The organism is Streptomyces sp. RLA012 (genome assembly GCF_056270325.1).
In genome coordinates this window covers 3,070,682-3,089,227 of sequence record NZ_JBWDPA010000002.1, presented here as the reverse complement: position 1 = coordinate 3,089,227, position 18,546 = coordinate 3,070,682, and the positions used below count along the sequence as shown (strand labels likewise).

General features: G+C 69.5%; 14 protein-coding genes. 10 read left to right on the top strand and 4 right to left on the bottom strand.

Features of this window, described 5'->3' with window-relative positions:
* The first annotated feature begins 53 nt into the window (after nucleotides 1-53).
* Nucleotides 54-2,078, top strand: coding sequence for an ATP-dependent DNA helicase (locus tag RV986_RS14120; protein WP_475917734.1), 2,025 nt, complete (start codon nucleotides 54-56; stop codon nucleotides 2,076-2,078).
* A 304-nt stretch (nucleotides 2,079-2,382) separates the two neighbouring features.
* Here the strand turns inward: RV986_RS14120 and lexA are convergent, their stop codons facing one another.
* Nucleotides 2,383-3,159: a transcriptional repressor LexA gene (gene lexA / locus RV986_RS14115; protein WP_054229877.1), complete on the bottom strand. Its 777-nt coding sequence runs from the start codon at nucleotides 3,157-3,159 to the stop codon at nucleotides 2,383-2,385.
* Between the two features lie 518 nt (nucleotides 3,160-3,677).
* On the opposite strand from lexA, the gene nrdR reads away from it, so the two are divergent.
* Both nrdR and RV986_RS14105 read left to right on the top strand, forming a co-directional pair.
* Entirely contained in the window at nucleotides 3,678-4,274 is a 597-nt protein-coding gene (gene nrdR, locus RV986_RS14110; protein WP_475917733.1) for a transcriptional regulator NrdR, read from the top strand.
* A gap of 150 nt (nucleotides 4,275-4,424) precedes the next feature.
* Nucleotides 4,425-7,337 (top strand): vitamin B12-dependent ribonucleotide reductase, encoded by a 2,913-nt coding sequence (locus RV986_RS14105; RefSeq protein ID WP_475917732.1) that lies wholly within the window; start codon nucleotides 4,425-4,427, stop codon nucleotides 7,335-7,337.
* A 96-nt stretch (nucleotides 7,338-7,433) separates the two neighbouring features.
* Here RV986_RS14105 and RV986_RS14100 read toward each other — a convergent pair whose 3' ends face one another.
* A complete protein-coding gene (locus RV986_RS14100; RefSeq protein ID WP_475917731.1) occupies nucleotides 7,434-7,967 on the bottom strand; it encodes a TerD family protein in 534 nt (177 codons plus the stop codon).
* Between the two features lie 156 nt (nucleotides 7,968-8,123).
* On the opposite strand from RV986_RS14100, the gene RV986_RS14095 reads away from it, so the two are divergent.
* The 3 genes from RV986_RS14095 to RV986_RS14085 all read left to right on the top strand — a co-directional run bounded on the left by RV986_RS14095 (nucleotide 8,124) and on the right by RV986_RS14085 (nucleotide 10,414).
* Nucleotides 8,124-8,729, top strand: a complete 606-nt coding sequence (locus RV986_RS14095; RefSeq protein WP_475917730.1) for a YdbC family protein — start codon at nucleotides 8,124-8,126, stop codon at nucleotides 8,727-8,729.
* A 106-nt stretch (nucleotides 8,730-8,835) separates the two neighbouring features.
* Nucleotides 8,836-9,519, top strand: a complete 684-nt coding sequence (locus RV986_RS14090) for a histidine phosphatase family protein (RefSeq protein WP_475917729.1) — start codon at nucleotides 8,836-8,838, stop codon at nucleotides 9,517-9,519.
* Nucleotides 9,509-10,414 (top strand): ADP-ribosylglycohydrolase family protein, encoded by a 906-nt coding sequence (locus RV986_RS14085; protein ID WP_475917728.1) that lies wholly within the window; start codon nucleotides 9,509-9,511, stop codon nucleotides 10,412-10,414. Before RV986_RS14090 ends, RV986_RS14085 begins: the two co-directional genes overlap by 11 nt.
* 355 nt (nucleotides 10,415-10,769) lie before the next feature.
* Here the strand turns inward: RV986_RS14085 and RV986_RS14080 are convergent, their stop codons facing one another.
* The gene (locus RV986_RS14080) at nucleotides 10,770-12,326 is read right to left on the bottom strand and encodes an MFS transporter (RefSeq protein ID WP_475917727.1); all 1,557 of its coding nucleotides are present in this window, start codon (nucleotides 12,324-12,326) and stop codon (nucleotides 10,770-10,772) included.
* A 210-nt stretch (nucleotides 12,327-12,536) separates the two neighbouring features.
* Between RV986_RS14080 and RV986_RS14075 the strand changes: the two genes are divergently transcribed.
* From RV986_RS14075 to RV986_RS14065, 3 genes are all read left to right on the top strand, one after another.
* Nucleotides 12,537-13,160, top strand: a complete 624-nt coding sequence (locus tag RV986_RS14075) for a TetR/AcrR family transcriptional regulator (RefSeq protein WP_475917726.1) — start codon at nucleotides 12,537-12,539, stop codon at nucleotides 13,158-13,160.
* A gap of 103 nt (nucleotides 13,161-13,263) precedes the next feature.
* Entirely contained in the window at nucleotides 13,264-13,965 is a 702-nt protein-coding gene (locus RV986_RS14070; protein ID WP_475917725.1) for a ribonuclease HII, read from the top strand.
* 68 nt (nucleotides 13,966-14,033) lie between these two features.
* Nucleotides 14,034-14,660, top strand: coding sequence for a hypothetical protein (locus RV986_RS14065; protein ID WP_475917724.1), 627 nt, complete (start codon nucleotides 14,034-14,036; stop codon nucleotides 14,658-14,660).
* Nucleotides 14,661-15,205: 545 nt separating this feature from the next.
* Here the strand turns inward: RV986_RS14065 and RV986_RS14060 are convergent.
* The gene (locus RV986_RS14060) at nucleotides 15,206-15,841 is read right to left on the bottom strand and encodes a hypothetical protein (protein ID WP_475917723.1); all 636 of its coding nucleotides are present in this window, start codon (nucleotides 15,839-15,841) and stop codon (nucleotides 15,206-15,208) included.
* Between the two features lie 367 nt (nucleotides 15,842-16,208).
* Here RV986_RS14060 and RV986_RS14055 point away from each other — a divergent pair, with 367 nt between their 5' ends.
* Nucleotides 16,209-18,368: a RecQ family ATP-dependent DNA helicase gene (locus RV986_RS14055; protein WP_475917722.1), complete on the top strand. Its 2,160-nt coding sequence runs from the start codon at nucleotides 16,209-16,211 to the stop codon at nucleotides 18,366-18,368.
* Nucleotides 18,369-18,546 lie beyond the last annotated feature (178 nt).

Here is an 18,546-nt window from a genome sequence, read left to right as displayed (position 1 = left end):
GGCCCGGCCTTGATCGCCCGGTTGTCAGTGGCGCCCCGTAGGCTGGCAGCGCTATGACAGAGCCCTCACTCCCCGAACTCCTGCATGCTGCCGTCACTGCTGTCGGCGGCACGGAGCGCCCTGGCCAGGTGACCATGGCCGAAGCCGTCGCCGGCGCCATCGACGACAGCTCCCACCTTCTGGTCCAGGCCGGCACCGGCACCGGAAAGTCGCTCGGCTACCTGGTGCCCGCACTCGCCCACGGGGAGCGCGTCGTCGTGGCGACCGCCACCCTGGCGCTCCAGCGGCAGCTCGTGGAGCGCGATCTTCCGCGGACCGTCGACGCGCTGCATCCGCTGCTGCGCCGCCGCCCCGAGTTCGCGATGCTCAAGGGCCGGTCGAACTACCTGTGCCTGCACCGACTGCGGGAGGGTGTGCCGCAGGACGAGGAGGAGGGCCTCTTCGACCAGTTCGAGGCGGCCGCGCCGACCAGCAAGCTGGGGCAGGACCTGATCCGGTTGCGGGACTGGTCGGACGAGACCGAGACCGGCGACCGCGACGACCTCACCCCCGGAGTCTCCGACCGCGCGTGGGCCCAGGTGTCCGTGTCGTCCCGGGAGTGCCTGGGCGCCAGCAAGTGCGCCTATGGAGCGGAGTGCTTCGCCGAGATGGCCCGCGAGCGTGCCAAGCTCGCCGAGGTCGTCGTCACCAATCACGCGCTGCTCGCGATCGACGCCATCGAGGGCGCGCCGGTCCTCCCGCAGCACGAGGTGCTGATCGTCGACGAGGCCCATGAGCTGGTCTCCCGGGTCACCGGCGTCGCGACCGGCGAGCTCACGCCCGGCCAGGTCAACCGTGCGGTGCGCCGCGCCGCGAAACTCGTCAACGAGAAGGCGGCCGATCAGCTCCAGACCGCCGCCGAGGGCTTCGAGCGGCTGATGGAGCTCGCGCTTCCGGGCCGCCTGGAGGAGGTCCCGGAGGATCTCGGATACGCGCTGATGGCGCTGCGTGACGCCGCTCGTACGGTGATCTCGGCGATCGGCGCCACCCGCGACAAGTCCGTCCAGGACGAGGACTCCGTCCGTAAGCAGGCTCTCGCCTCGGTGGAGTCGGTGCACGACGTGGCGGAGCGAATCACCAACGGCTCCGAGTGGGACGTCGTCTGGTACGAGCGCCACGACCGCTTCGGCGCCTCGCTGAGGGTCGCGCCCATGTCCGTGTCCGGCCTTCTCAGGGAGAAGCTCTTCGCGGACCGTTCGGTCGTCCTGACGTCCGCCACACTGAAGCTCGGCGGTGACTTCAACGGAGTGGGAGCGTCGCTGGGGCTCGCCCCGGAGGGCACGGAGGGAGACGACTTCCCGCAGTGGAAGGGTGTCGACGTCGGCTCGCCCTTCGACTACCCGAGGCAGGGCATTCTGTACGTGGCCAAGCACTTGTCCCGCCCCGCGCGCGACGGTGACCGCGCGGACATGCTCGATGAGCTCACCGAGCTCATCCGGTCCGCGGGGGGCCGCACGCTCGGTCTGTTCTCCTCGATGAGGGCCGCCCAGCTCGCGGCCGAGGAGCTGCGGTCGCGCATCCCCGAGTACCCCATCCTGCTGCAGGGCGAGGAGACGCTCGGCGAGCTGATCAAGAACTTCGCGGCCGACCCGAAGACCTGTCTCTTCGGCACTCTCTCGCTCTGGCAGGGCGTCGATGTCCCCGGCACCAGCTGCCAGCTGGTCGTCATGGACAAGATCCCCTTCCCGCGCCCCGACGACCCTCTGATGAGCGCCCGCCAGAAGGCCGTCGAGGACAACGGGGGCAATGGCTTCATGGCCGTCGCCGCGACTCATGCGGCGCTGCTGATGGCCCAGGGCGCCGGCCGTCTCGTACGGGCCACGGGGGATCGAGGTGTCGTGGCCGTACTGGACCAGCGCCTCGCGACGGCGCGCTACGGCAGCTATCTCAAGGCGTCACTGCCCGACTTCTGGTACACCACGGACCGTAACCAGGTGCGCAGGTCGTTGGCCGCGATCGACGAGGCGGCGCGCAAGCTGGAGGAGACGGCGGGGATGGCGGAGACGGCGGGAGCCGCCGAGGACGCCGAGGAGACGTAGGGGGCGTAGGGGGCCGCAAGGGGGCTGTCCGACCGGGCAGCCCCACGGCTGGCTGGGCTCTCCGGGCCGAGCCGGCCGGTGCTCTCGTGGACAACGGAGAAGCCGGGCGTGCGGGCCCGTAGGGGCCATGAACAATGCCTCCGCGCGCCCCGCGTACTCCCAAGTCCTCGATGAGCCAAGTCCTCGATGAGCCAACTCTTCGATCGGCCCGAGGCCACGGGAACGCGCAGGGCCCCGGAACCGGCGCAGTTGGTCCCGGGGCCCGGTCAAGGGCTGGGCGGGTCGTTCCGCCCGGCGTGCGCTGTCACACGCGCCGCAGCACCGCCACCACCTTGCCCAGGATGGTCGCCTCGTCGCCGGGGATCGGCTGGTACGCGGCGTTGTGCGGGAGCAGCCAGACATGGCCGTCCTCGCGCTTGAACCGCTTCACCGTGGCCTCGCCGTCGAGCATGGCGGCCACGATGTCGCCGTTCTCCGCGACCGGCTGGCGGCGGACCGTCACCCAGTCCCCGTCGCAGATGGCGGCCTCGATCATCGAGTCACCGACGACCTTGAGGACGAACAGCTCGCCGTCGCCGACCAGCTGCCGGGGGAGGGGGAACACGTCCTCCACCGACTCCTCGGCCAGGATCGGGCCACCGGCGGCGATACGGCCGACGAGCGGAACGTACGACGCGGCCGGCTTGCCCGCCGTGTCCGTGGGTTGTGCCGAGGACTGGTCGGAGCCCCGGACCTCGTACGCCCGAGGGCGGTGCGGGTCGCGGCGCAGGAAGCCCTTGCGCTCCAGGGCCATCAGCTGATGTGCGACCGATGAGGTGCTGGAAAGGCCGACCGCCTGTCCGATCTCCCGCATCGACGGCGGGTAGCCGCGCCGCTGCACGGAGTCCCGGATGACCTCGATCACCCGGCGCTGCCTGTCGGTGAGTCCCGAGCTGTCGGCGCGAATGCCTGGAGGTCGCCCTGGCAGGGAGCGCTTGGGCCCCTCATGATTCGTGGCTTCGTTCATCGCATGCACCGGCTCGAGTCGGCCCTGGGAGCGGTCCTGGGCAGTGATGGTGGCACTGTCTGCGGTGGTGGTCACGTCGGCCCCTCTCGATGGTCTCCCTGCTGGACAACGGTAGTTGCTTTCGAAAGGTTGCGCCAAACACACGTTCGAGTGAAAAAACGTGGATTGTCTGTCGTGATCAGGTGTCTCGGTGTATGGCTAACGCTGCATCCGGCGGACAAAAGGGCTCATTGCTGTACTCTTCACCGCCGGGGCGATGACCGTGCCGACAGATGTGGGCCGCCGCCCAGTCTGCCACTCGGCACCCCGCCCGCCTGGTACCGGCCCCCTTTTCGCGCGTTGACCACGGTATCCCCGTGTGTCCGGGATCGGTATGGCCGTGCGGCACATGCCATTACGTGTGCGACACGCGCGTCCTGGGCGAATTTGTGGTTCGATCCCCACATCTAGTGGTTGGATTGCTAGAGCGGCCCAGAAGTTGTGGTCCCCCGGGTCTTCGGGCCTCCGGCCATCGCCTATGCTTGGGGCTGCTTCGAGGGGCCCGTGAGGTCTCGCGAGGTCTATGAATCGTGCTGTGAGGGAGGGATGGAGCCATGCACTGCCCCTTCTGCAGGCACCCCGACAGTCGTGTCGTCGACAGCCGTACGACCGATGACGGCACGTCGATCCGCAGGCGCCGCCAGTGTCCGGACTGCTCCCGCCGTTTCACGACGGTGGAGACGTGTTCGCTGATGGTGGTCAAGCGGTCCGGCGTCACCGAGCCGTTCAGTCGTACCAAGGTCATCAATGGCGTGCGCAAGGCGTGCCAGGGGCGGCCGGTCACCGAGGACGCGCTCGCCCAGCTCGGCCAGCGGGTCGAGGAGGCGGTGCGGGCCACCGGAAGCGCCGAGCTGACCACCCATGACGTGGGGCTGGCCATACTGGGCCCGTTGCAGGAGCTCGACCTCGTCGCCTATCTGCGGTTCGCGTCCGTCTACCGGGCGTTCGACTCGCTGGAGGACTTCGAGGCCGCCATCGTGGAACTCCGGGGGACGAGGCAGCACCCCGCCGCGGTCGGGGAAGGCGCGGACGAGGGTGGCGCGGGCAGGACGGGTGCTCACGAGGCAGCCGCGCCCGCGGAGCGCCCGGAAAGTGACCGCGGGTCCGGAGAGGCCGTCCCGGTCCCCGTGCCCGCCAACGCCGCCGACTGACGGAAGGGCCGACTCGGATCGGCCCCGTCGGCGGCGACCAAAGACCTGTTGCGGGCGGCCGCGTAGCGGCGTGCGCAGCATCAGACATACACCGTGCCATGGGAAGAACGTGGCACTTCAGGGCGTTTTAGCCCGATACAGGGAGGCGGCATGACAGAGACGGCGAGCGGTCCGGCACGAGGTTCCCGCGCCAAGGGCGGAACCAAGGCCAACAAGGGACTGCGCATCGAGCGCATTCACACCACCCCCGGCGTGCACCCGTACGACGAGGTGGAGTGGGAGCGCCGTGACGTCGTCATGACCAACTGGCGCGACGGCTCGATCAACTTCGAGCAGCGTGGCGTCGAGTTCCCCGGCTTCTGGTCGGTGAACGCGGTCAACATCGTCACCAGCAAGTACTTCCGCGGTGCTGTCGGCACCCCGCAGCGCGAGGTGAGCCTCAGGCAGCTCATCGACCGCATCGTGAAGACGTACCGGAAGGCCGGCGAGGACCACAAGTACTTCGCCTCGCCCGCCGACGCCGAGATCTTCGAGCACGAGCTGGCGTACGCCCTCCTGCACCAGATCTTCAGCTTCAACAGCCCCGTCTGGTTCAACGTCGGGACGCCGCAGCCCCAGCAGGTCTCCGCCTGCTTCATCCTGTCCGTCGACGACTCCATGGAGTCGATCCTCGACTGGTACAAGGAAGAGGGCATGATCTTCAAGGGCGGCTCCGGCGCCGGCCTGAACCTCTCCCGTATCCGCTCCTCCAAGGAGCTTCTCTCCTCGGGCGGCAACGCCTCGGGTCCCGTCTCCTTCATGCGCGGTGCCGACGCCTCCGCAGGAACGATCAAGTCGGGCGGCGCCACCCGTCGCGCGGCCAAGATGGTCATCCTCGACGTCGACCACCCCGACATCGAGGACTTCATCGAGACCAAGGTCAAGGAGGAGGAGAAGATCCGCGCCCTCCGTGACGCGGGCTTCGACATGGACCTGGGCGGCGACGACATCACGTCCGTCCAGTACCAGAACGCCAACAACTCGGTCCGTGTGAACGACACGTTCATGAAGGCGGTCGAGGAGGGCGGCAAGTTCGGTCTCACCTCCCGTATGACCGGCGAGGTCATCGAGGAGGTCGAGGCCAAGACGCTCTTCCGCAAGATGGCCGAGGCCGCCTGGGCCTGCGCCGACCCGGGCATCCAGTACGACGACACGATCAACAACTGGCACACGTGTCCGGAGTCCGGCCGTATCAACGGCTCGAACCCGTGCAGCGAGTACATGCACCTGGACAACACGTCCTGCAACCTCGCCTCGCTGAACCTGATGAAGTTCCTCAAGGACGACGGCAAGGGCCACCAGTCCTTCGAGATCGAGCGCTTCGCCAAGGTTGTCGAACTGGTCATCACCGCGATGGACATCTCCATCTGCTTCGCGGACTTCCCGACCCAGAAGATCGGCGAGAACACCCGCGCCTTCCGTCAGCTGGGCATCGGCTACGCCAACCTGGGCGCCCTCCTGATGGCGACCGGCCACGCGTACGACTCCGACGGCGGCCGTGCCCTCGCCGGCGCCATCAGCTCCCTGATGACCGGCACCTCGTACCGGCGTTCGGCCGAGCTCGCCGCGGTCGTCGGCCCGTACGACGGCTACGCCCGCAACGCGCAGCCGCACCAGCGCGTCATGAAGCAGCACTCCGACGCCAACGCCGTGGCCGTCCGCGTGGACGACCTGGACACACCGATCTGGGCCGCCGCCACGGAGGCCTGGCAGGACGTACTGCACCTCGGTGAGAAGAACGGCTTCCGCAACGCGCAGGCCTCGGTCATCGCGCCCACCGGCACCATCGGTCTCGCGATGTCCTGCGACACCACCGGTCTTGAGCCCGACCTCGCGCTGGTCAAGTTCAAGAAGCTGGTCGGCGGCGGCTCGATGCAGATCGTCAACGGCACCGTGCCGCAGGCCCTGCGCCGCCTGGGCTACCAGGAGGAGCAGATCGAGGCGATCGTCGCCCACATCGCCGAGCACGGCAATGTGATCGACGCCCCGAGCCTCAAGCACGAGCACTACGAGGTCTTCGACTGCGCCATGGGCGAGCGCTCCATCTCCGCGATGGGCCACGTCCGCATGATGGCCGCGATCCAGCCCTGGATCTCCGGCGCGCTCTCCAAGACGGTCAACCTGCCGGAGACGGCGACCGTCGAGGACGTCGAAGAGGTCTACTTCGAGGCGTGGAAGATGGGCGTCAAGGCGCTCGCGATCTACCGCGACAACTGCAAGGTCGGCCAGCCCCTCTCCGCCAAGACCAAGGAGAAGGAGAAGGCCGCGACCGACGCTGTCACCGCCAAGGCCGAGGCGACCATCCGCGAGACGGTCGAGAAGGTCGTCGAGTACCGCCCGGTCCGCAAGCGCCTCCCCAAGGGCCGTCCCGGCATCACCACCTCCTTCACGGTGGGTGGCGCCGAGGGCTACATGACCGCCAACTCCTACCCGGACGACGGTCTCGGCGAGGTCTTCCTGAAGATGTCGAAGCAGGGCTCCACCCTCGCGGGCATGATGGACGCCTTCTCGATCGCGGTCTCCGTGGGTCTGCAGTACGGCGTGCCCCTGGAGACGTACGTCTCGAAGTTCACGAACATGCGCTTCGAGCCGGCCGGCATGACGGACGACCCGGACGTGCGGATGGCGCAGTCGATCGTCGACTACATCTTCCGCCGCCTGGCGCTGGACTTCCTGCCCTTCGAGACCCGCTCCGCGCTCGGCATCCACTCCGCCGAGGAGCGTCAGCGCCACCTGGAGACGGGCTCCTACGAGCCGTCCTTCGACGATGTCGAGGTGGATGTCGAGAGTCTGGCCCAGTCCGCGCCCCGCGCGCAGGAGCTGAAGGCCGTCGCCACCCCCAAGGCCGAGGTCGAGGCGGCCCAGCCCGCCCCGAGGCAGGCCCACACCAGTGCCGAACTGGTGGAGATGCAGCTGGGCATCCAGGCGGACGCCCCCCTGTGCTTCTCCTGCGGCACGAAGATGCAGCGGGCGGGTTCCTGCTACATCTGCGAGGGCTGCGGTTCGACCAGCGGTTGCAGCTGATCCGAAGCACTGAAGGGCGGCGCGACCACCGGTCGTGCCGCCCTTCGGCGTTTTCCCCCTCCTACGGAGAGGGCCGTTCCTTCGGAGAGGGCTGTTTCAGGCGTCGTGACGGGCGCCCATGACACGCGGGAACGATGCCGGGTCCGTGTCGTAGCCGTGGATGCCGGGGTGGAAAGTCCACTCTTCGGAGCCGTCGCGGATGAATTCCCCGACCGTCGCGGCCGTCGCCCCCAGGACACCCCCGAAGTTGTCCTCCTCCAGGACGGTGTAGCCCTCACGCATGCGCATGCCCGGGTTGAGGACGCCGACGAACGTCTTGTGGCCGGAGCGCTGCTGGATCAGGACGCCGACCACCACGCGCGTGTAGCGGCTGTTGAGACGGTCGAGTTCCAGCGTCATGACCTCGTCCCAGCCGAAGCCCTTGCCGTCCTTGCTGTCCCGGTTGAGATAGATGGTGCCGTCCGGTGAGCGGCTGTCGAAGTGCACTACGTAGGCGGGACTTCCGTACAGGTCGGCGGCCTCGTACGTCGCCGCGATGATGTCGAGGTCGGTCGCGGGCTCGCCGACGGGACTCGGATCCCATTTCACCGCGAGCTCGACCTTGCGGATGCCCTTGTTGAGACCGTTCATTGGATCTCCCCCTCCCCGTTCCCCAGGTACGTCCTGCCCCAACTGCTCCGCGGTCAAGGCCGGTTGTCCATCGTGCCACGTGCGCGGGGGCACTCGCGCGGGTGCACTCCGCCGGAGCGTGACCGACGCCACGCTCCGTGGCCTTACGATGGCGCGGTGCTGGTCAAGTGGATTCGCTGCACCGTGGTGGACCGCCGCGGTTTCGAGCGGGGGCAGCGAAAGTGGGCGGGGCTTCCGGGTGAGCCGGGTTTCCGGGGGCAGGGCGGGGGCTGGAGCCGGGCGCGGCCCGGTGTGGCGCACATCTTCGCCTTCTGGGAGAGCCGTGCCTTCTACGACTCCTTCATGGCCCGCTCGCACGACCGGCTCGCCACCGCTCAGTCGGGTACCTTCAAGGACTCGCAGGTCAGACTCTTCGATCACCGATTCGATGTGAAGACCGGTTTCGAGCCGCGCTTCACCGACGCCGACGTGCTGCGGGTGGCGCACTGCCGTGTCCACGAGGAACGGGCCGAACATTTCGCGCTGATGCAGGAGAAGGTCTGGAACCCCGCGATGGCGGGCTCGCCCGGCATGGTGCGGGGCCTGTTCGGTGAGGCGCCGGGCCAGGAGTTCCTGATCCTGTCCATGTGGCAGTCGGCCGCCGAGCACGGCAAGTACCGCTCCGAGCGCGTGGAGCGCCTCGCGCTGCGTGCCCAGACGGAGGCCGATGTCGCCGCCCTGGCGGGCGACATAGTGGCCCTGGAGCCCGCGTGGACGGTCTGACACGACCGCTTGTCGCGGGCGTCATGTTTGCGGGAGATGTGTGACCTACGCCGTATACGGCCCGTACGAGTGCTCGATCGGCCGTCACCCGTTTTAGGGTCTTGGCATGGTTCGACCACGGCGTATCGTCCTTGTCCGGCACGGCGAGTCAGCGGGCAACGCCGATGACACCGTGTATGAACGCGAGCCCGACCACGCTCTGGCGCTCACCGAGAAGGGGTGGCAACAGGCGGAGGAGACGGGGAAACGGTTGCGAGAGGTCTTCGGACAGGAACGCGTAAGCGTTTACGTGTCCCCGTACCGCCGCACGCACGAAACGCTCCGCGCCTTCCATCTGGACCCCGAGCTCATACGGGTGCGCGAGGAGCCGCGGCTGCGCGAGCAGGACTGGGGCAACTGGCAGGACCGCGACGACGTACGCCTCCAGAAGGCCTACCGGGACGCGTACGGGCACTTCTTCTACCGTTTCGCGCAGGGAGAGTCCGGCGCTGACGTGTACGACCGGGTCGGCGGCTTCCTGGAGAGCCTGTACCGAAGTTTCGAGGCCCCCGACCATCCGCCGAACGTGCTCCTGGTGACCCACGGTCTGGCCATGCGGCTGTTCTGCATGCGCTGGTTCCACTGGACGGTCGCGGATTTCGAGTCGCTGTCGAATCCGGGGAACGCGGAGATGCGGATGCTGGTTCTCGGGGACGACGGCAGATACACGCTTGACCGGTCGTTCGAACGTTGGTGTGAACCGGAGTCGTACGGGGGCACCGGGATAGAGTGGCAGGGCGATGACCGCTGATCTCTCTCCCGACGGGCGCCTGGGCCGCGCCCTGGCCAGCCTGCGCGGACTCGTGGTGGGGGACGCGCTGGGTTCGCAGTTCTTCGTGCCCGTGAACTATCCGCTGCTCAAGCGCCGTGAGCTGCCCTCCGGCCCCTGGCAGTGGACGGACGACACCGAAATGGCCTCCTCCGTAGTGGCCGTTTTGGCCCGGCACCGCCGCATCGACCAGGACGCGCTCGCCCACTCCTTTGCCGAGCACCACGACTTCGACCGGGGGTACGGCCCCGCGGTCAACCGGCTGCTGCGGCAGATCCGGGAGGGCGGCGACTGGCGCGAGCTGGCTTCCGCCCTCTTCAAGGGGCAGGGCTCGTGGGGCAACGGCGCAGCGATGCGGATCGCCCCGCTGGGAGCCTGGTACGCGGACGACCCGGTGCAGGCGGTGCACCAGGCGGAGATCTCGGCGTACCCCACCCACCAGCACCGCGAGGCGGTCGTCGGCGCCATGGCCGTCGCCGCGGCCGCCGCCCTGGCGGCCGACCCGGCGGGCCCGCCGAGCGCCGAGGCGCTGCTTGACGGCGTCGTCGCGCTCGTTCCGCGCAGCGCCGTGGGTGCGGGGCTGCGGCGCGCCCGGGACATGCTCGACTACGCGGACACCGCGACGGTCGCCGCCGTACTGGGCTGTGGGCGGCGTACGACGGCGCACGACACGGTGCCGTTCGCGCTCTGGTCGGCCGCCAGGGCCCTCGGCGACTACGAAGCGGCCTTCTGGTCGACCGCTCAGGTGGGCGGCGACATGGACACGACCTGCGCCATCGTGGGCGGCGTGGTCGCCTCCGGCAAGGCGGGGGCGCCGCCGGGGGAGTGGGTGGAGCGGACGGAGAGCCTGCCGGGCTGGGTGACGGCGGGGGTGTAGGCCCCCCTGGGCCCCGGGGAGTCGATCTGTGGCGCCGGGGGCGGGATCGCCGCGGTGGAGCGCCGTGCGTGGTGTGGAGCGCGGTTCCGGGGCCGGACGGTGGGCCTCGCGGAGCCTTGCCGGCTTTGTGGAGGCTCTTTGGAAGCTTTGGAGGGCCTGCAGACGGTTCCCTGCGGCACGGGCCGCTCGTTGCGGCACGGCTCCCGGCTCCCGGCTCGCTCCGTGCACCCAGTGGCTTGTCGTGCAGCCGTCTGCGCGGCCTGGGGCCTGGGGCCCCGATGTCGTCCTGCGGATGGCCGGAGCACGGTCCTTGCCGTCTGTCCCCGGACCGGGTCCGGCCTCCGCAGTACCCTCGTCAGCCCGCGGCGGGTCCCGCCGTGCCTGCGAGGGCGTCGAGGTCGCTCTTGCGGACCCGGATCACCAGCGCGGCGGTGGCCAGCGCCAGCACCGCCATCACGACGGCCGGGACGAAGGCGGTCGAGATGCCGTGGGCGAGCACGTCGAGGCCCCACGGAGCGGGCAACTGGTGGGTCTTGGCGAACTCCGCCTTCTGTCCGGGCGAGGCGTCCGTCATGAACTTCGGCAGCTGCTGCTTCGCCTCGTCGCGGCTGGCCGAGCCGAAGACCGTGGTCAGGATGGACAGGCCGAGTGAACCGCCCACCTGCTGGGTGACGTTGAGGAGTCCGGACGCGGCGCCCGCCTCGTGCTGGGCGACACCGGAGACCGCGGTCAGGGTCAGCGTCACGAAGTTCAGGCCCATGCCGAAGGCGAAGAGCAGCATGGGACCGAGGATCCCGCCGAGGTACGTGCTGTCGGGGCTCATGAAGGTCAGCCAGCCGAGTCCGAGCGCGACGAGCGCGGAACCGCCGACCATGAACGGCTTGGGCCCCAGTACCGGAAGGAAGCGCTGCGACAGACCCGCTCCGATGCCGATCGCCGCCGTCACGGGGAGGAAGGCCAGACCGGCCTGGATCGGGCTGTAGCCCAGCACGTTCTGCACGAACAGGACGATGAAGAAGAACATGCCGAACATCGCCGCGGCCAGACTGAGCATGATCACGTACGTGCCCGAGCGGTTGCGGTCGGCGAACATCTTCAGCGGGGTGATCGGTTCCTTCGCCCGCGTTTCGATGAACGCGAAGCCCAGCAGCAGGACCAGCGCCGCGGCGAAGGACCCGATCGTGAGGCTGTCGCGCCAGCCCTGCTCCGCGGCGCGGATGAACCCGTACACCAGGGAGGCCATACCGGCCGTCGAGGTGAGCGCGCCCGCGACGTCGAAGCGTCCCGGATGGCGCTCGGACTCGTTGATGTACATCGGGGCGAGCACGGTGATCAGCACACCGATGGGTACGTTGACGAAGAGCACCCAGCGCCAGTCGAGCCACTCGGTGAGCATGCCGCCCGCGAGAAGTCCGATGGCGCCGCCGCCCGCGGAGACGGCGGCGAAGACGGCGAAGGCCCGGTTCCGCGCCGGGCCCTCGGGGAAGGTGGTGGTGATCAGTGCCAGCGCGGTGGGCGACGCTATCGCGCCACCCACGCCCTGGAGGGCCCGCGCGGCCAGCAACTGCCAGGGTTCCTGGGCGAGTCCACCGAGCAGCGAGGCGAGCGTGAACAGCATGATGCCGGTCATGAAGACCCGGCGCCGACCGAGGATGTCACCCGCGCGGCCGCCGAGAAGGAGCAGGCCACCGAAGGTGAGGGTGTACGCGCTGATCACCCAGGTCAGGTCGGTCGTGCTGAATTCGAGCGCGTCTTGAATGTGCGGGAGGGCGATGTTCACAATCGTCGAGTCGAGTACCACCATGAGTTGGCAGGCCGCGATGACGGCGAGTGCGATGCCGGGATGCCCCTCCCGGCGGGCCGCTCCTGGCTTTGAGTCCTGGATGAACTGAGAGGTTTGAGAGGTTGTCACTATGGGTCCCCCACAAGTGCGTTAGTGAACGCTCGCGTTCACTGTCGCGTCAAACGGTAGTGAGTCCCCGACAGTGAACGCAAGCGTTCACTGAAGTCGCTGCCGCGTATCGCCACTTGACCGCCCGCTCTCCCCGAACTTCCAGCTCCGTCCGAACTCCCCGCTCTCCCTCGAACTCCCCGCTCCCCCATGCACAACGGAGACACTCAGATGGTTACTTCGCGTTGGACGGCCGCTCCCGCTCAGGCGGCCTCCCTGCGCCGACGCGGTGCCGTGCTCGAACGCGCGATCCTCGATGCCGCGCTGGAGCAGCTCAGTACGGTCGGCTGGAACGGCCTCACGATGGAGGGCGTCGCCGCACGGGCCCAGACCGGCAAGGCCGCGGTGTACCGCCGGTGGCCGTCCAAGGAGGACCTCGTCGCCGACGCGCTGAAGGCCGGACTGCCGAGCCTGACGGAGGCGCCCGACCTCGGAAGCGTCCGGGAGGACCTGCTGGAGCTGTGCCGGCGGGTGCGCGCGGCGATGTACTCGCAGCCCGGATTCGCGCTGCGCTCGGTACTTCACGAATGCGATGTCGCGCAGGCGGAACGTTTTCAGAGCCTGATTGTCGGCGGAGTCGTCGAGCCGACCAAGCACCTGCTGCGAGAGATCGTTCACCGTGGAATCGAGCGGGGAGAGTCGCGGCCGGACGCTGCGAACTCCTACGTTTTCGATGTCATCCCGGCGATGATGATGTATCGCTCCAAGGTGTGCGCAAGCGAATGGAGTGAACGGGATCTGGAGGAGATGATCGACCAGCTGATGGTCCCGCTGCTGCGGCGGACGGGTTCCTGATGTCGGCCGACGAGCGTGCTTGATCCTTCCCGTGGCGGGGCTGCGGGAGCTCGGGGAACCTGGGTGTCGAGTGGGGCTCCGGGCGGCGTACGCTGAGGGCGCCATGCCGTACGAACCACCCACTCACACCGTCGAGCGCTCCCTCCGCGCCACGACCGGAGCGAAGATCATTGCCGGTGTCGACGAGGTGGGCCGCGGTGCGTGGGCCGGCCCGGTCACCGTCTGTGCCGCGGTCACAGGACTGCGCCGTCCCCCCGACGGCCTCACCGACTCCAAACTCCTCACCGTCAAGCGGCGCACCGCGCTGGCCGCGGTGTTGGAGACATGGGTGACGTCCTACGCCCTGGGGCATGCCTCTCCGGAGGAGATCGACGAGTTGGGCATGACGGCCGCGCTGCGTCTGGCGGCAGTGCGGGCCCTGGAGGCCTTGCCCGTCCGCCCCGACGCGGTCATCCTCGATGGGAAGCACGACTACCTCGGATCGCCGTGGAGGGTCCGTACGGTGATCAAGGGTGACCAGTCCTGCGTGGCCGTCGCGGCGGCCTCGGTGATCGCCAAGGTTCAGCGCGACAAAATGATGGCCGAACTGGGTATCGACCATGCAGACTTCGGTTTTGCGGCCAACGCCGGGTATCCGTCTCCGGTGCACAAGGCCGCGCTGGAGGAGCGGGGCCCCACCCCGTACCACCGGCTGTCATGGGCGTATCTTGATGCGCTGCCCCAGTGGCGGCACCTCAAGAAGGTCCGCAGCTGGGCGGGCGGAAGCGGTCCGGAGATCGAGGGTCAGCTCGGCTTCGATTTCTGACGGTTCCGCTCGCACTCATGTGCCACCCGCCGACGCGAGTCGCACCGGCGTTTGATAAATAACAGCTCATGCCTCTCATTCCCGAGGAGCCTCAGATTCACGAGAGTGCCCAGGGTCCCCGCGCGACTCCGGCCAGTGGCCGCACCGCGCCGACCCCCCGTCCCGTACCCGGTCCCCGTCCCGTGGCTCCGCCGCGTCCCGGACGTCCGGGACCTGTCCGGCCGATGCCGGCCCAACGCACCCCGCGCGAGCCCGCCGTGGCCGCGCCGGGGTCGTCCGCCCCGGCGGCCGCTTCCGCTGCCGCCACCCCACAGATCCAGCTGCTCCCGGCCTCGGCCGAGGGCGCGCTGGACGCCGCTGAAGAAGCAGTCGACCTGCTGCTGGAGTCGGGCCGAGCTCCCGGTGAGGTGCTGGTGATCACCACCGGCGATCCGCACCCGTGGGCCGCGCACGAACTCTCCTTCGGCGAAACCGCCTACTGGGCGCAGCACGACGCGGGTGACGACGTCTTCTACGCCGACGCCTCCGTCGCGGGCCGGGCCGCGTCCCGTCCCGTGGTCGTGGTCGCCGTCAACGGCGGTCCCGACGCTGCCGCCGCCGCTGCTCTGCCGCTGGCCCTCGGCCGGGCCGGCGCCCTGCTGATCGTCTGCGGAGACCCGCAGCAGATCAACGCGGTGCTGGGCGCCGGCGTCTGAACGGATCCCGGACATCGTCCGGGATCCGCTCGGGAGCCCGTGCGGCATTCGCACGGGAGCAGGGGCTCGGGCGCGATAGTGGTACCGCCGAGGTGCCGCCCGCATGGTGGTCCCTTTGGCGTGCGCGCCGTGAGCGCGTACTCGCCGCGGTCACGGCGCGGTGTGCGACGGAGGCGTCTCGTCGGGGCGGCGTCTCCGTGTACGGGGGTGCTTCTTGGCGTACGCGCTTCTCCGTGCGCGCGGTTCTTGACGTGCGCCACTGGCGCACGCCCCTGGAGCGGGCTTGAGCGCTACGACGTCGCCCCGTCGCCGTCACCGTTGCCGTGGGTCCTGGTGGCGTTGGCCGTCGGTTGACGGCGCCGTCCGGCTTCGGTCGCCTCTCCGGACGTCTCGGTTGCCCCAGCGGCGTGGCTCCGTGCGCTGAGGCAGCGCCACCATGGCGCGGGCGGACATGGCCCGGGCCACGGGGACGCGTCCCCCGTTCTGGGATCCTCCAGGGCGGGCCGCCACCAGGCGGGGGCGCCGGTGCCCCCAGGGCGTTCGCCTCAGCGGGCGGCCGCCCGGCGCAGCATCCCCGACGCGGCGCCTCCGGTGCGCGGCAGCGGCGGCGGTGCCTCGGCCAGGGCGAAGGACTCCGGTGGTGAGTCCGCGTTCGGGTGGCGTCCGCCACGGCCCTCGCCGAGAACCTGCCAGCCGTCGTGCGTCAGGGTGATGTAGGCCCCGCAGCGCAGTCCATGCAGGGTGCAGGCGTCCCGCAGCCCCCACATCCAGGCCCCGTCCTCCGCCGTCCAACGCGCGTCGCCGTCACGGCAGTAGAGCAGCACGGCCGTGCGCACGGGTGTGCGGCGCCGCAGGTCGTGCGGGATGACCCGGCGCAACTGCGAGAGCAGGGAGTTGCGGAACATCCAGCCGTCGGCCGGAGCCGGACGCCGGGTGAACGAGGCGCTCGCCCGCAGCCGCTCGTCCGCGTCGAGGACGGCCACGATGGCGGTCGCAGGTCTCGGCCGGTGCCGTGCGTGCAGTCCGCTGACGACCTCCCGGGGATTGCGCAGAAGCGGAATCCCGGCAGAGGCCCATTCGGCGGGTTCGAGCATCCGGGCCAGTGGGTTGGCGGAATCGGCGGACAGATCGGCAGACGTCGACATGGATGCCGCCGAGGACGGAGCGAATCCGAAGGTCACGATCCTCCCTTCGGCTACGCGCCCATACTGCGGGCGGGGTCGGACTTGGGGGAGCGCACACCGCAGCAGGGCCCTACCGGACCACGGGCGATCCGTGCGGGGAGCGGACCTCAATTCTTCCTGTCGAACTTGGTTGCGGCAACGAGCAATTGGGGCCACCGACCGTTTTCTGGCTATACGTCGTGTATATCCCTGCCCACTGTTCTTGAGGGCGACACATGGGTCATGCCTGTACGGCCAGGACCAGCGGCAACGCACCCTGCGCCCCGGACCTCGGAGCATGCGCGTGGCCGGTGGACCGTCCGCGAGTCGATGGTCACGGTGGGTGAATTGGTCGATTGTCAGTGCCATCGGGTTGCATGGGGGTATGGACGATCTGGAGCTGCGCACTGAAGCCGACACCATCCTCGCTGAGCTGGTCGGTGATCCCGAGGGTTCGGCGCGGCTGCGGGAGGACCAGTGGCAGGCGGTGGCGGCCCTGGTCGAGGAGCGGCGGCGTGCACTCGTGGTGCAGCGCACCGGCTGGGGCAAGTCGGCGGTGTACTTCGTCGCCACCGCTCTGCTGCGTCGGCGTGGCTCGGGTCCCACGGTGATCATCTCGCCGCTGTTGGCGCTGATGCGCAATCAGGTCGAGGCGGCGGCGCGGGCCGGTATCCAGGCGCGCACGATCAACTCCGCCAACCCGGAGGAGTGGGAGACCATCTACGGGGAGGTCGAGCGTGGCGAGACCGACGTTCTCCTCGTAAGTCCGGAACGCCTCAATTCCGTAGATTTCCGCGATCAGGTGCTGCCCAGGCTTGCGGCCACGACCGGTCTGCTGGTGGTCGACGAAGCGCACTGTATTTCCGACTGGGGTCACGACTTCCGCCCCGACTACCGCCGGCTGCGGGCGATGCTTGCCGAGCTTCCCGCCGGCGTGCCGGTGCTGGCCACCACGGCGACCGCCAACGCGCGGGTCACTGCGGATGTGGCCGAGCAACTGGGCACCGGGGCCGGCGAGGCCCTGGTGCTGCGCGGTCCGCTGGAGAGGGAGAGCCTGCGGCTGGGTGTGGTCCGGCTGCCGGACGCCGCGCACCGGCTGGCCTGGCTCGCCGAGCACCTGGACGAGCTGCCGGGCTCCGGGATCATCTACACCCTCACGGTCGCCGCGGCGGAGGAGGCCACCGCCTTCCTGCGACAGCGTGGCTTCCGGGTGGCGTCGTACACCGGAAAGACGGAGAACGCCGACCGGCTGCAGGCCGAGGTCGACCTGCAGGAGAACCGGGTCAAGGCGCTGGTCGCGACGTCGGCTCTGGGCATGGGCTACGACAAGCCGGACCTGGGCTTCGTGGTCCATCTCGGCTCGCCCTCCTCGCCGATCGCCTACTACCAGCAGGTGGGGCGTGCGGGTCGCGGTGTGGCCCACGCCGATGTGCTGCTGCTGCCGGGCAGGGAGGACGAGGCGATCTGGCGCTATTTCGCCGATACCGCCTTCCCGCCCGAGGCGCAGGTTCGGCAGACCCTCTCGGCCCTTGCCGGTGCGGGACGGCCGCTGTCGGTGCCGGCCCTGGAGGCGTCGGTGGATCTTCGGCGCAGTCGGCTGGAGTCGATGCTGAAGGTGCTGGATGTCGACGGCGCGGTGAAGCGGGTGAAGGGCGGCTGGTCGGCCACGGGAGTCGAGTGGGTGTACGAGGCGGAGCGGTATGCCTGGGTCGCCAAGCAGCGGGCGGCCGAGCAGCAGGCCATGCGCGACTACGTGAGCACCTCCCAGTGCCGGATGGAGTTCCTGCGCCGACAGCTGGACGACGAGGGGGCGACCCCGTGCGGCCGTTGCGACAACTGCGCGGGAGCCTGGGTCGACTCCTCCGTCTCGGCGGAGACGTTGACCGGGGCGGCGAAGGAACTGGACCGCCCGGGGGTGGAGGTCGAGCCGCGCCGGATGTGGCCGACGGGAATGCCCGCCCTTGGCATCGACCTCAAGGGCCGTATCCCGGCCAATCAGCAGTGCTCCACCGGCCGCGCCCTGGGCCGGCTCTCGGACATCGGCTGGGGCAACCGGCTGCGCCCGCTGCTGGCGGAGAACGCTCCCGACGGTCCCGTCCCCGACGACGTCCTGAAGGCCGCGGTGGCGGTCCTCGCCGACTGGGCGCGCTCGACGGGGGGCTGGGCGCCGAACGTCCCGGATGCGTCCGCCCGGCCGGTGGGAGTCGTCGCTGTGCCGTCCCTGGCCCGCCCGCAGCTGGTCGGTTCGCTCGCCCAGGGAATTGCGACCATCGGCCGCCTCCCCTTCCTGGGCACCTTGACGTACACGGGACCGAGCGGCGCGCACGCGGCACGCCGCAGCAACTCCGCCCAACGACTCAGGGCACTGTCCGGCACCTTCACCGTCTCTGAGGAGCTGGCTGGTGCACTGGCCGGCTCTCCCGGCCCTGTCCTGCTCGTGGACGACTACACCGACTCCGGCTGGACCCTCGCAGTTGCCGCCCGCCTGCTTCGCCAGGCAGGCAGCGCACAGGTTCTCCCGTTGGTCCTCGCCGCGGCAGGCTGAGCCTTCGCATTCTGCGGGTGCGACCAGACGCGTTGCCTCTACTGCGGTGGGCCTCGCGCTTCGGTCGCGCCGCTTTTCGTCCTGCGGAACAGCTTTGGGCCCGACGCCTTCCCCTCCTCGGCTCGGAGATCATCTGCCGCACACCGGTGTCTACGTCACTGCGGGATCGTCACTACGG